The sequence below is a fragment of the Bilifractor porci genome, assembly GCF_009696005.1.
Classification (GTDB): domain Bacteria; phylum Bacillota; class Clostridia; order Lachnospirales; family Lachnospiraceae; genus Bilifractor; species Bilifractor porci.
In genome coordinates this window covers 127136-140048 of record NZ_VUMV01000001.1, presented here as the reverse complement: position 1 = coordinate 140048, position 12913 = coordinate 127136, and the positions used below count along the sequence as shown (strand labels likewise).

General features: G+C 53.9%; 11 protein-coding genes and 1 other annotated feature. Of the genes, 10 read left to right on the top strand and 1 reads right to left on the bottom strand.

What is annotated here, in order from left to right; translation table 11 throughout:
- Positions 1-246 precede the first annotated feature (246 nt).
- Positions 247-1779, top strand: a complete 1533-nt coding sequence (locus FYJ60_RS00630) for a sodium/proline symporter (RefSeq protein WP_154456658.1) — start codon at positions 247-249, stop codon at positions 1777-1779.
- 72 nt (positions 1780-1851) lie between these two features.
- Positions 1852-2110, top strand: a binding site (T-box leader).
- A gap of 67 nt (positions 2111-2177) precedes the next feature.
- Entirely contained in the window at positions 2178-3839 is a 1662-nt protein-coding gene (locus tag FYJ60_RS00625) for a 2-isopropylmalate synthase (RefSeq protein WP_205838911.1), read from the top strand.
- Positions 3840-3848: 9 nt separating this feature from the next.
- Here the strand turns inward: FYJ60_RS00625 and FYJ60_RS00620 are convergent, their stop codons facing one another.
- Entirely contained in the window at positions 3849-4874 is a 1026-nt protein-coding gene (locus FYJ60_RS00620; RefSeq protein WP_154456657.1) for an alpha/beta fold hydrolase, read from the bottom strand.
- A gap of 286 nt (positions 4875-5160) precedes the next feature.
- Here FYJ60_RS00620 and FYJ60_RS00615 point away from each other — a divergent pair, with 286 nt between their 5' ends.
- The 8 genes from FYJ60_RS00615 (at position 5161) to FYJ60_RS00580 (ending at position 12913) form a co-directional block, all read left to right on the top strand.
- A complete protein-coding gene (locus FYJ60_RS00615) occupies positions 5161-6618 on the top strand; it encodes an MFS transporter (RefSeq protein WP_154456656.1) in 1458 nt (485 codons plus the stop codon).
- Positions 6619-6715: 97 nt separating this feature from the next.
- Positions 6716-8209 carry a threonine synthase gene (gene thrC, locus FYJ60_RS00610; RefSeq protein ID WP_154456655.1) on the top strand — a complete coding sequence of 498 codons (1494 nt, stop codon included), beginning with the start codon at positions 6716-6718 and terminating at the stop codon, positions 8207-8209.
- 103 nt (positions 8210-8312) lie between these two features.
- On the top strand, positions 8313-9368 hold the full coding sequence (cobT, locus tag FYJ60_RS00605) for a nicotinate-nucleotide--dimethylbenzimidazole phosphoribosyltransferase (RefSeq protein WP_154456654.1): 1056 nt from the start codon (positions 8313-8315) through the stop codon (positions 9366-9368).
- A gap of 24 nt (positions 9369-9392) precedes the next feature.
- Entirely contained in the window at positions 9393-9971 is a 579-nt protein-coding gene (locus FYJ60_RS00600) for a bifunctional adenosylcobinamide kinase/adenosylcobinamide-phosphate guanylyltransferase (RefSeq protein ID WP_154456653.1), read from the top strand.
- A complete protein-coding gene (locus FYJ60_RS00595) occupies positions 9968-10771 on the top strand; it encodes an adenosylcobinamide-GDP ribazoletransferase (protein ID WP_154456652.1) in 804 nt (267 codons plus the stop codon). The genes FYJ60_RS00600 and FYJ60_RS00595 overlap by 4 nt, the downstream gene beginning before the upstream one ends.
- 24 nt (positions 10772-10795) lie before the next feature.
- Positions 10796-11197 carry a bifunctional adenosylcobinamide kinase/adenosylcobinamide-phosphate guanylyltransferase gene (locus FYJ60_RS00590; RefSeq protein WP_154456651.1) on the top strand — a complete coding sequence of 134 codons (402 nt, stop codon included), beginning with the start codon at positions 10796-10798 and terminating at the stop codon, positions 11195-11197.
- 37 nt (positions 11198-11234) lie between these two features.
- Positions 11235-11858 carry a histidine phosphatase family protein gene (locus FYJ60_RS00585; RefSeq protein WP_154456650.1) on the top strand — a complete coding sequence of 208 codons (624 nt, stop codon included), beginning with the start codon at positions 11235-11237 and terminating at the stop codon, positions 11856-11858.
- Between the two features lie 104 nt (positions 11859-11962).
- Positions 11963-12913: an amidohydrolase family protein gene (locus tag FYJ60_RS00580; RefSeq protein WP_235903272.1), complete on the top strand. Its 951-nt coding sequence runs from the start codon at positions 11963-11965 to the stop codon at positions 12911-12913.

Genomic DNA, 12913 nt, shown 5'->3' with positions numbered 1-12913 from the left:
TCCGGTCTGATTCAGAATTTCAGAAACCATGGACAGTTTACCTTCTTATGGAACAGGATGCAACGCTCTGTTTCGTTTTTGTTGCCCTTTCTGCTTTCCTGTGGTAAAGTACATTACATGCTGTGGTGCCGGAAAAACCGGCATAGAACAACTGTGTTTTATGATGTTGGGATGAAAAAGGACTTTTATCCTGGCATCCTTGTATGTGCCGGCAGACAGGCACGGAGCTTACTGAGGGGGAACATTATGACAAACGCACAGGTCGGGATCATGATTGCCATGATCGTCTATCTGATCGGAATGCTTCTGATCGGATTTGCAGTGTCCAAAAAAAATGAAACAGTCAGTGACTTTTATCTGGGAGGAAGGAAGCTGGGACCGTTGGTTACCGCGATGAGCGCGGAGGCCTCGGATATGAGCAGCTACCTGCTGATGGGTCTTCCTGGCCTCGCCTATCTCTCCGGCATTGCGGACTGCGGCTGGACGGAAATCGGCCTGGCGGTCGGAACGTATCTGAACTGGCTTCTGGTGGCCAGAAGAATCCGCCGGTACACGGCGCGTACAAATTCCATTACCGTGCCGGATTTTCTCTCGGACCGCTATGGGGACAGCCGCCGTGTCCTGATGCTGATCGGCGCGGTGATTATCATTGTTTTCTTTGTCCCGTATACCGGATCCGGCTTTGCCGCCTGCGGAAAGCTGTTTGCTTCTCTTTTCGGGGTGGATTATCACGCCGCCATGCTTGTCAGCGCTGCGGTGATTATCCTTTATACAACCATGGGAGGGTTCCTTGCGGCCAGCCTGACGGACTTTATCCAGTCCATAGTAATGACAGCCGCACTGGTGATTGTGCTCCTCTTCGGGATCAGCAAGGCCGGAGGAATGGATGCGGTTCTTGCGAACGCGAAACAGCTGCCGGGTTATTTCAGCATGGTGCAGAGCTACGACCCCACAACCGGCACCGCAAAGCCTTACGGATTTATCACGGTGATTTCCACGCTGGCGTGGGGGCTGGGATATTTCGGAATGCCGCACATCCTGCTGCGTTTCATGGCCATTGAGGATGACAGCAAGCTGAAAATATCCAGAAGGGTTGCCACGGTCTGGGTCGTGATTTCCATGGGAATTGCCATCCTGATCGGAATTGTCGGCCTGGGAATGACAAATGCGGGAGCCATTCCGAAGCTGGAGGGTTCTGCGTCGGAGACTGTTATTGTGGAGATTTCATCTCTGCTCAGCAAGCACGGGACAGCCGCTGCCGTGCTGGCCGGCATTGTCCTTTCGGGAATTCTGGCGGCAACCATGTCCACGGCGGATTCCCAGCTGCTGGCGGCCTCGAGCTCGGTGTCCGAAAATATCCTTCACGAATTCTTCCATCTGGATATTTCGGAGGAGAATCTGATGAAGATTGCCAGAGGCTCTCTGCTGATTATTGCTGTGATCGGCGTCGGTATCGCCTGGAATCCGAACAGCTCCGTATTTGGAATTGTTTCCTTTGCCTGGGCCGGCTTCGGCGCGACTTTCGGTCCGGTGGTTCTTCTGGCACTGTTCTGGAGAAGATCGAATAAATACGGCGCGTTTGCCGGGTTAATATCCGGAGGACTCATGATTTTTATCTGGAAGTTTGCTGTACGCCCGCTGGGAGGAATCTGGAATATCTACGAGCTTCTTCCTGCTTTCCTGGTTGCAATCCTGATCAATGTAGTGGTCAGCCTGCTGACAAAGAAGCCGGAGGACAGGATCACCAGGGTTTACGATGAGGTAAAACAGAGCATGTAACGGGAAAATCGCGGTCTTGACATTTCCGGTGCGTAATGCTATTGTTTTTTTCGTCAATCAACTTATTGCATTCTAAATACGATGACAAGGAATAGTACACCTGAGATCTGAACGCAGAGAGCTGTCGGCCGGTGTGAGACAGCAGAGGGTTTCCCGTGGAACTGACCTTCGAGTGGCTGCCCGAACTAAGAAATTACAGTAGACGCAGACGGAATCCCACCGTTACAGGGGAAAGGATATCTACCGGGAACGGCCGTATCCAAAGAGTGCACGGAATTTTCCGTGAAGAAGAGTGGTACCGCGTAAGAGCTGTCAGCCTTACGTCTCTTGCAGAACAGGCAGGAGATGTAAGGCTTTTTTGTACGTCTCCGCAGAAAAGAATCAGGGAGGAAAAGATCATGATGAATTACAAAAAGTATCAGAAACAGTATTTTATGCCGCCGGTTCCCTGCTATGACTGGGTGAAGAAGGATTCGATTGACCACGCCCCGGTCTGGTGCAGCGTCGATCTTAGGGACGGCAACCAGGCGCTGGTCATCCCCATGGATCTGGATACGAAAATTGAGTTTTTCAAACTGCTCTGCAGGGTCGGCTTTAAGGAAATCGAGGTGGGATTCCCTGCCGCCTCCGAGACGGAATATGTTTTCCTGCGCAGACTGATTGAGGAAAACCTGATTCCCGACGATGTTACCGTGCAGGTGCTGACACAGGCGCGGGAACATATCATCCGCAAGACGTTCCAGGCGCTGGAGGGATGTAAGAACGCAATCGTTCATGTGTACAACTCCACTTCCTTTGCGCAGCGGCAGCAGGTATTTAAGAAGGACCGGGAGGAAATCAAAAAAATTGCCGTCGAGGGCGCGGAGCTTCTGCAGAAGCTGACGGAGGAGGAACACGAATCCTACCGTTTTGAGTACAGCCCGGAAAGCTTTACCGGGACGGAGCCGGAATACGCGCTGGAAGTCTGCAACGCGGTTCTGGATGTCTGGAAGCCTACGGCAGACCGGAAGGCAATTATCAATCTTCCGAGCACAGTGGAACTTTCCATGCCGCATGTCTATGCCAGCCAGGTGGAGTATATGAGCAAGAACCTGAAGTACAGGGATAACGTGGTTCTTTCCCTGCATCCGCACAACGACCGTGGGTGCGGAGTCAGCGACGCGGAGCTGGGTGTTCTGGCCGGAGCGGACCGCGTAGAGGGAACCCTGTTCGGAAACGGGGAGCGGACCGGAAATGTGGATATTATCACACTTGCCATGAACCTGTATATGCAGGGCGTGAATCCGGAAATGAACTTTGACAATATGAAGGATCTGGTTGACCGGTATGAGGAATACACCGGCATGCAGGTTGGACCCAGGACACCGTACTGCGGCTCGCTTGTGTTTGCGGCATTCTCCGGTTCTCATCAGGATGCCATTGCGAAGGGAATGCACTGGAGGGAAGAGCACGATCCGGATCACTGGACCGTTCCTTACCTGCCTATCGATCCTACCGATATCGGCAGAAGCTACGACGCGGATGTCATCCGTATCAACAGCCAGTCCGGAAAGGGAGGCGTCGGCTATGTTCTGGAGACACATTACGACCTGATCCTTCCGAAGAAGATGCGGGAGGCCATGGGCTACGCGGCCAAGGATCTCTCCGATCATCTGCACAAGGAACTGAAGCCGGATGAGATTTTCAGCCTCTTCAAGCAGACCTTTGAGGATAAGGACAGTCCGCTTACAGTCAACGGCGTTCATTTCCGTCAGCTGGACAGCGGGAGAATCGAGGCGAGCGTCAACTCCAGATACGGGGACGGTGAATTTTCCGTCACAAAGGCGGAGGGCAACGGCCGTCTGGATGCCGTGAGCAATGCGCTGAAAAAAGCACATGGCCTGGACTACACGCTTACAACGTATCAGGAGCATGCGCTGACTAAGAGCTCCAGCTCCAACGCGATCGCCTATGTAGGAATTCAGGAGAAGGACGGAACCATGTCCTGGGGAGCGGCGGTAGACCCGGATATTATCCGGGCCTCCATAGACGCGCTTGTGACAGCGGTCAACAACCGATAAGCTGACGGCCTATTCCTCCAGAAACCGGAAAATCCTTGCGTAATAGTCTCTGCGGATATCTTCGGTGGCATTGAAAATTTCATGCTTGGATTTTTCGTAGCGGACGATTCGGACATCGGACGCCTTCCGCGCAAATCGCATCTGGCCGGAAGGCTCCACCAGCGGGTCATTTCCCGCCTGGAACAGCAGCACCGGTATTTTTACGTTTGCCGCCCGCTTCAGGATCTTTCCGGTCACGGACATGCCTGCCATGGCCCAGCCGTAGGACGCTCCATAGGTCTGGTAGTGATAATCCTGCAGCCTGTGCTGGAAAACATAGTCATATCTGGGGCGGGAGAGCGTGCTGCTGGTCTCGAATACCGGTACCGGGCTGAAGTGGTCCTGTCCCACGGACATCTGCTTCTGCATGTGATGAAGAGAGGCGTGAACGGCAATCAGGCTGACCAGGGCGCGGGGGTATTTCCCGGTCTTCATCTGAATCATCGGAGAGCTGAGGACTGCTTTTTGGAAGCATTCCGGATAAGTGCCAAGGAACAGCGCCCCGATGGCCCCGCCCATCGAATGGGCAAAGAGATAGCAAGGCTTCCCGCCGCTCTTTTCCCGCACAACCCTGTCAAAAAATTCTCTGGTGTCCCGGACATAATCCTCGTAGGAGCGGACATGCACCAGATCCGTCTCCGGGATCTCTCTTCCGGAATAGCCGTGTCCCCTCTGTTCCATGAAAAATACGGCATAGCCCGCCTGATAGTAATACCAGGCCATCTCGTGGTACTTCGCCCAGAATCCGCAGTAGCCGTGGATAATAACGAGATTCGCGCGCCGGTTTTTGGGAATGGCTGTGTAGTAATTGATTTCCATTCCGTCCTTTGTCGTGAATTTCCCGTTGTGTACACAGGAATCCCTCCACTGTTTATTCACTCCCTGCATGGCCTCTGCAAAGTCGTCTTCTCCAAGAAGTGTCACTGTTTCGGGAACCGGCAGACTACATCCCGGTTCCGGGGCTTCTGTCACTTTTATCTCTTCTTTTGCTGTCATGATCTGTCCTCGTTTTCTTCCTGTTTTCAGGTTTCCGGTCTTTCCTTCCAGTCTAATCCATGGGGCGGCAGAATGTAAAGCAGGATTCCGAAGACTGCCGCTCCGGCTGAAGCGGCGCTGCCGGAAAGACAAAACCGAAAGACAGAACCCTGGTTCTTTTTACTGTGCGGAAGAAAAGGGCAAAACAGCCGGACAGTTTACACGAAGTTTACAGGAATCTTTTCCCTTCCGCCGGATTTCTGCGGTATAATGCTTTTATGACTGAAACCACAGGAGGAGATTCTTTATGAGCAGCAAAAAAACACACAGTGTCGGGCTCGGCTCGCAGATGATGTACGGCATGGGCGAGTTCTTCAACGGCGGCGCCTTTGTCATTATCAATTCTTTTTTTACGGTATTTCTGATTAAGGCCATGGGGATGCCTGCCGCTCTGGCGGGAATGATTCCGCTGATCGGCCATATCTGGGACGCCGTCACCGACCCGATCATGGGGAACATTACAGACCGCACGACCTCACGCTTCGGGGCCAAGCGCTTTTATATTCTGATCGGTTCTTTTGCCACGGCGCTTACCTTTATTGTTCTTTGGATTCCTTCTCCGGTGCATTCAGGCGGAGCCATGTTTGCCTTCTATGTCCTGATGTACTGTCTGTTTTCTACCGGATCCACCATTCTGATGGTTCCCTACAACGGCCTTCTCCCGGACATGATTGATGATTACGCGCTGCGGTCCAGATTTTCCAATGTGCGGATGATCTGGTCGACGATCGGGTCTATGGTCTGCGGACTGGTTCCCACCTTTATCATCACGGATACGACGGCGGCATCGAACTATATGCGCTGCGCCGTTCTTTTCGGCCTGCTTTTCCTGATTACCACGCTGGTCACCTTTGCCGGAACCTGGGAGAACCAGAAGGAACCTGTACACACGAACCTGCGTGACAGCTTTGTACAGTCCGCCTCTGTGTTCCGCAGCCGGTCCTTCCGCCTTTTCATCGGAATATATCTGACCGGACAGTGCGGCATGGATTTTGTCTCCGGCATGGCGGTTTACTATGTCCAGGATGTCCTGAACGGCTACGACAATCACTACTTTACCTATCTGATGGCTGTCCTCCTCGTCTCGCAGCTGGCCGGCATGCTGGTCTGGGGACCGGTGATGGCCAGAACATCCAAACGGACAACGATCCTGATCGGCGCCCCGATCCGGATTATCTGCACCCTGGGGCTGATTCCGTTTTCTTATGAGGGCGCGAACATCATCCCGATCCTCGTGCTGGCGGCAGGCATCGGAATCGGCAATGCCGCGACGCTGACCAGTATTTTTGCCATCATGGCGGATATGGCCGATGTGGACGAGCTGATTACCTCCGTGCACCGTCCCGGAATTGTCTCCGGAATGGCGACCTTTGCCAGAAAGATTTCCTCTGGCCTCTCCGCGGGAGTGATCGGGCTTCTGCTCAGCCTTGTCGGCTACGATGAGAAGCTGGCCTCTGCCGGAGCCAGGCAGTCCGCGGCGACCAACACCGGCATTTCCGTCATCTTCATCCTGATGCCTGTGGTTCTGGTGGCGCTTCTGTTTCTCTTCGGTTATCTTTTCCCGATGAAACAGAAAGAATTTAATGTTATCCAGAGGGAAAACAGGAGAAGGCGGGGAGAGGACTCCTCGGTTACCACAGAGGAGGAAAAGAAAATCTGCGAAAAGGTTACGGGCATTCCCTATCAGAAGCTCTGGCACACCTGACGCGGAAAGCGGGACATCAGAAAGAAATATTTCACACTTCCGGGCCTGTGTGCTATAATGTGCGGGTACGATTTCAGCATTTTCAGGAGGTACTCAGATGCAGATTTTATATGACAGCACACGGGGCGGTGAAACAGGGATCCTCGCGTCGCAGGCGGTTCTGAACGGGCTTGCCAGAGACGGCGGTCTCTATGTCCCTTCTTCCTTTCCGAGACTGGATGTCTCCCTGGAAAGCCTTGCGGAGATGGATTACCGGGAACTGGCCTTTCAGGTCATGAAGCTGTTTCTCACAGATTATACGGAAGAAGAGCTCCGTAACTGTATCAATCATGCATATGACGATAAATTCGATGTTCCGGAAATTGCTCCTCTCCACAGGGCAGACGGTTCCTGGTTCCTGGAGCTTTTTCACGGAAAAACGATCGCCTTCAAGGATATGGCGCTGTCCATCCTGCCTTATCTCATGACGACCGCGGCGAAGAAAAATCATATCAAAAACGAGATCTGTATCCTGACCGCAACATCCGGAGATACCGGGAAGGCCGCCATGGCCGGCTTTGCGAATGTACCGGGGACGCAGATCATCGTCTTTTTCCCGAAGGACGGCGTAAGCCCCGTGCAGAAGCGCCAGATGGTCACCCAGAAGGGTGAAAATACGCATGTGGTTGCGATTAACGGAAACTTTGACGACGCGCAGACCGGCGTCAAGAAGCTGTTCGGAGACCGGGAGCTGGAAAAGGAGATGGACAGGCACGGGATTCAGTTCAGCTCCGCCAATTCCATCAATATCGGGCGTCTGGTGCCGCAGGCGGCCTATTATGTTTACGCGTATTCCCGTCTGGTAAAGGCCGGGGAGATCCAGGCAGGGGATCCCATTAATGTAACCGTACCGACCGGGAATTTCGGAAACATTCTCGCCGCTTATTACGCGAAGCAGATCGGGCTTCCGATTCATAAACTGATCTGTGCCTCCAATGAGAACAAGGTTCTGTTTGATTTCTTCTCGACAGGCGTTTACGACAGAAACCGTCCCTTTATCCTGACCAGTTCACCCTCGATGGATATTCTTGTCTCCAGCAACCTGGAGCGTCTGATCTATCTGATCGACGGATGCGACGCGGAGAAAACCGCGAAGCTCATGGCTTCCCTCTCCGGAGACGGAAAATATGAGATCTCACCGGAAATGAGAAAGAAACTGGAAGACTTTTACGGCGGGTTCGCGGACGAAAAGACGGTTGCGGAAACCATTTCCGATATCTACAGAAAGGATCAGTATGTGATTGATCCGCATACAGCCGTCGCCGCGGCGGTTGCCCGGCAGTACAGGGAAAAGACCGGGGATCACACTCCGATGGTGATCGCTTCCACGGCAAGTCCCTATAAATTTGCCAGGAGCGTCCTTCACGCCATAGACGCGGAAAAATATGATTCCATGTCCGACCTAGAGCAGTTTGATGCCCTTCATCATGTTTCCGGAGTGGAAATCCCCGAAGCGATTGAAGAGATTAAAAATGCGCCCGTCCGCCATAAAACCGTGGCGGATGTTCCGGAAATGAAAAGCACCGTTTGCAGAATGCTGGGATTACAGTAACTGAAGGAAAGGCATCTCTGAAGGAGGGAACATCCGGTGTTCTCCTGACGAGGTGCCTTCTTTTCAGTGTGCCTACCGGCGTATCAACAGAAAGGAATTCCAAATGAAAGATACACTGGAAGAAACCTTGAAAAAAATCCAACCGGTTGACCGGGCTTCCGCGGATGCCGCTATCCGCCACTGGGATTCAATCGCTCATCCCCTTCACAGCCTGGGCATGCTGGAAGATGTCATTGTCCAGATCGCTTCCATTCAGAGGACGCCGGTCATCGACATCTCGAAAAAATGTCTTATAACCATGTGCGCGGACAACGGTGTGGTGGAAGAAGGGGTGACGCAGACCGGACAGGAAGTAACGGCGCAGGTTGCGGAGAATTTTCTTCAGGAAAAGGCGACGGCCGGCATCCTGTGCCGGAAGACGGGGGCGGAGATCTTTCCCATTGATATCGGTATTTACCGGGATACCTGCATACGGAATATGAAAATTGCCTATGGAACTCAAAATATGACAAAGGGTCCGGCAATGACCAGAGAACAGGCGGTGCAGGCACTGGAAACCGGCATACAGGCCGCGGCGGAAAAAGCGGCGGAGGGCGTCCGGGTTCTGGCGACCGGGGAGATGGGAATCGGGAATACGACAACCAGCAGCGCCATGGCCTCTGTCCTTCTCCATCAGCCGGTGGAAACCATGACCGGCCGGGGCGCAGGGCTTTCCAGCGAGGGGCTGAAAAGAAAAATCAACGCGATTAAAAAGGCCATCGAAGTGAACCGTCCGAATCCGGACGACCCGGTCGATGTGCTTGCGAAAGTCGGCGGGTTTGATATCGGCGGGATGGCAGGGGTATTCCTCGGAGGAGCGGCCCTGGGCATCCCTGTCGTTACGGACGGTTTCATCTCTAATGTCGCCGCCCTGACGGCTGTCCGGATCTGCCCGGAGATCAAAAATTATATCATTGCCTCTCATGTCTCCAGGGAGCCTGCGGCGGAGCTTCTTCTGAAGGCGCTGGGGAAGAAGGCGTTCCTTACCTGTGAAATGTGTCTGGGTGAGGGAACCGGGGCGGTCATGCTGTTCCCGCTGCTGGATATGGCGGCAGAGGTCTATACGCAGATGGCCACCTTTGAGCAGAACGATATCGAAGCTTATGTACATCTGAAATAAACGGCAGCCGGACAGAGGTGAATCATGTTTCATTTGGTGACGGGCGGCTCCGGATCCGGAAAATCCGCGTTTGCGGAACAGAAGATTCTGGATCTCGGACCGGCCAGGAGAATCTATATCGCGACCATGTATCCGGGAAAAGATCCGGAAAACGCCGCCAGGATTGCCAGACACAGAAAAATGCGGGCAAAAAAGTCCTTTGAGACGGTCGAGTGCTACACCGGCCTTGCAGATCTTGCGCTGCCGGAGGGCGTCAATGTTCTTTTGGAGTGTATGTCCAACCTTGCGGCAAACGAAATGTTTTTGCCGGGAGGCGCGGGTGCGCATACCGCCGCCGCGGTCCTGGACGGGGTGCGTCATCTTCTGAAACAATGCGGGAACCTTGTCGTTGTGACAAATGAGATTTTTTCCGACGGCGGTACCTACGACGCCCTGACGGTTCAATACCTGGAAGCGCTGGGAACCGTCAACCGCAAAATGGCGGAGATGGCGGATTTTGTCACGGAGGTCGTGTACGGAATTCCACTGGCAAAAAAGGCACCCTTGCACGGTCTGTCTAGGGAAGGCGGATGGAAACCGGCGTCCGGAGGAGCAGGAAAATGAGAATCGCAAAAACATGCAGGGATCTGCGGGACAGCCTGTTCGTCGCGTTTTCCATGTATTCCAAAATACCTATGCCCAGGACAGAATGGACCGACCAATCCATGAAATATTCCATGTGCTTCTTCCCCTGGATCGGCTGGGTGATCGGCATCCTGGAGGCTCTCTGGCTCTGGCTCTCTTCTCTGGCAGGGCTGTCTGTCTTTTTCCGGGCTGCTGTTTTTACCGTCCTGCCGGTCTTGGTTACCGGAGGCATCCATCTGGACGGCTTTCTGGACACCAGTGACGCCATGAGCTCCTGGAGGGAACGGGAAAAAAGACTGGAAATCCTGAAGGACTCTCACACCGGGGCTTTTGCCATTATCAACGCAGGCATCTGGTTCATCCTGTTTTTCGGTTCGGCCGCACAGCTGACCGCCAGGCTTTCGGGAGCGGGAGAAGATCCCTGCCGGGTTCTGTTTCTTCTTCCTGTTTTGTTTGGAACCAGCCGCAGCTTTTCTGCCATCTCAGTCGTCTCTTTTCCGCATGCCAATCCCTCCGGAACGGCTGCGGCGTTCGGCGACCGCGCCGTGAAAAAGACGGTGCTGGCAGTTATGGCTGTCTATCTTGTGGCCATGACGGTTCTCTGCGGCGTATGCCTGCCCGCTGCCGGGCTGTGCATGATGGCGGCTTCGCTGGTGGCTTTCGGACTATATTACCGTCTCAGCATGAAATATTTCGGAGGCATGACGGGCGATCTGGCGGGATGCTTTGTTTCTGTCTGTGAGCTGGTTATGCTGATTTTACTGGCAGTGGTACCTTGACGCATAAACAAAGGGAGTAGAGCTATGATTCTGGTCATCGGAGGCGCTTATCAGGGAAAAAAGGAGTGGGTCAGGCGGCAGTACCGTCTGGAGGAATCCGACTGGACGGACGGTGCTTCCTGTTCCGAGGAGGAATTGTTCCGGGCACGGGCGGTGAATCATTTCCACCTGTTTGTCAGACGGTCCGTGGAAGCCGGGAGAGACCTCTCGGACTTTGCGGAGATCCTGCAGGAAAAGAATCCATCCCTGATTATCGTAAAAAATGAAATCGGCTGCGGCGTGGTTCCCATGGATCCGGCGGAGCGCAAGTACCGGGAACAGGACGGCAGGCTTTCGGAGAAACTGGCTGCCTGCGCCGGAACTGTTGTGCGTGTGCTCTGCGGCATCGGCCAGGTGATCAAGGACTCGGATGCTGCAGACAAATGACGCAGTCAGATTCTGAATAGTCCGGAGGAAAAAACGTATGGATGGATGGCTAATCCGTCACGGGGCTACATTCGGCAATACAAGGCAGAGATATATCGGAACGACAGATGAGCCGCTGACAGAGGAAGAGAACACGAGCCTCCCGGAGGTGGCAGAGAAATGGAAGAAGGGCGGCCGGATACCGGAGACGGCGGAGGCTGTCTTTGTCAGCCCCCTGCTGCGCTGCAGGCAGACGGCCGCTCTTTTTTACCCGGACGCGGAACAAAAGGTGATCCGGGATCTGCGGGAATGTGATTTCGGGGACTTTGAAAACAAAAATTACAGGGAGCTTGCCGGAAATCCGGATTATCAGAGGTGGATTGACAGCGGCGGGACGCTGCCGTTTCCGAACGGAGAGGATGCAGGGGAGTTTCGGAACCGCTGCCGGAACGCGTTTCTTGCTGTTCTGCAAGCAGCAAAGAAGCAGGACACTCAGGAAGTCCTTTTCTTTGTCCACGGAGGAACGATCATGAGCATTCTGGAGGCCTTCGGGGTTCCCGTCCGCAGCTATTATGACTGGCATGTAAAAAACGGAGAAGGCTGGCATTTTTCTGCGGGGAAGAATTTCTCTTCTAATGAAAAAATTTCTCTGCGGATCAAAGACCAGCTGCTTCGCGGCTGAACACATCGGCATTTCCCCGGCATACGGAGGCTGTCTCGTCACTGCGTTTGCTCTTAGCGCGAATAAAGCCGGCAGCTGTACAGAAGGAAAGGAAGCGTATCGCTTTGACCATCAACCATTTACAAGCGGCCTGCCCGGAAAATGGTACAGAAGTAAAAAAGAATTCGGATGAACAGGCCTCCGGCCATGCTTTCGGTGAGTGTCACGCCCACGTTTTCATGAACGGGACGGACTACCGCCTGGCTGTGTCGAGAAATGAGGGACATCCGGATATCGGATGGATCCGGCATGTGTTCGGAGAATATAAAAAGCGCGGCATCACCTTTGTCCGGGAAGGAGGAGACCATTACGGGGTCTCCCTTGCGGCTAAAAAATTAGCGCCGGAATTCGGCATTACCTACATCTCCCCGGTTTTCGGCATTTTCCGGGAGGGAGACTACGGGCGTGTCGTGGGAAATTCCTTTCGGACGATGAAGGAATACGCGGAGCTGGTTCGTCGCGTGAAAAGAGAAGGCGGTGATTTTATTAAAATTATGACCACCGGCATCATGGATTTCAAGACGGTGGGAGGCCTGACCGGAACGGCGCTCCCCAGGGCGGAGATCCGGGAGATGGTCCATATTGCCCATGAGGAAGGCTTTCGTGTGATGAGCCACACCAACGGCGCGCAGGCCGTCATAGACGCGGTGGAGGCTGGCGTGGATTCGGTGGAGCACGGCAATTTTCAGAACGAGGAAAGCCTTGCCTGTCTGGCAGAAAGTTCTGCCGTTTACGTGCCGACAGTCGTAACCGTCCGCAACCTGATCGGTGACGGCAGGTTTGACGACACCGTGATCCGAGGAATCTGGGAGGGGATTCAGGAAAACCTGCAGATCGGAAGGCGGCTTGGCGTGCAGTACGCGCTGGGAAGTGATGCGGGCGCTTACCGTGTCCTGCACGGACAGGGGGTGGAAGATGAGTTCCGGGCATTCCGCGAGGCATTTCCGGAGGATCCGGATCTGATCCGTGACCTGCAGGCAGGTGAACAGAAAATCCGGAGCTGGATCTCCGGGTGA

Bases quoted from the DNA above. Each gene is read 5' to 3' on its own strand.
- FYJ60_RS00630 (WP_154456658.1), top strand. From the start codon at position 247: ATGACAAACGCACAGGTCGGGATCATGATTGCCATGATCGTCTATCTG.
- FYJ60_RS00625 (WP_205838911.1), top strand. From the start codon at position 2,178: ATGATGAATTACAAAAAGTATCAGAAACAGTATTTTATGCCGCCGGTT.
- FYJ60_RS00620 (WP_154456657.1), bottom strand. From the start codon at position 4,874: ATGACAGCAAAAGAAGAGATAAAAGTGACAGAAGCCCCGGAACCGGGA.
- FYJ60_RS00615 (WP_154456656.1), top strand. From the start codon at position 5,161: ATGAGCAGCAAAAAAACACACAGTGTCGGGCTCGGCTCGCAGATGATG.
- thrC (WP_154456655.1), top strand. From the start codon at position 6,716: ATGCAGATTTTATATGACAGCACACGGGGCGGTGAAACAGGGATCCTC.
- cobT (WP_154456654.1), top strand. From the start codon at position 8,313: ATGAAAGATACACTGGAAGAAACCTTGAAAAAAATCCAACCGGTTGAC.
- FYJ60_RS00600 (WP_154456653.1), top strand. From the start codon at position 9,393: ATGTTTCATTTGGTGACGGGCGGCTCCGGATCCGGAAAATCCGCGTTT.
- FYJ60_RS00595 (WP_154456652.1), top strand. From the start codon at position 9,968: ATGAGAATCGCAAAAACATGCAGGGATCTGCGGGACAGCCTGTTCGTC.
- FYJ60_RS00590 (WP_154456651.1), top strand. From the start codon at position 10,796: ATGATTCTGGTCATCGGAGGCGCTTATCAGGGAAAAAAGGAGTGGGTC.
- FYJ60_RS00585 (WP_154456650.1), top strand. From the start codon at position 11,235: ATGGATGGATGGCTAATCCGTCACGGGGCTACATTCGGCAATACAAGG.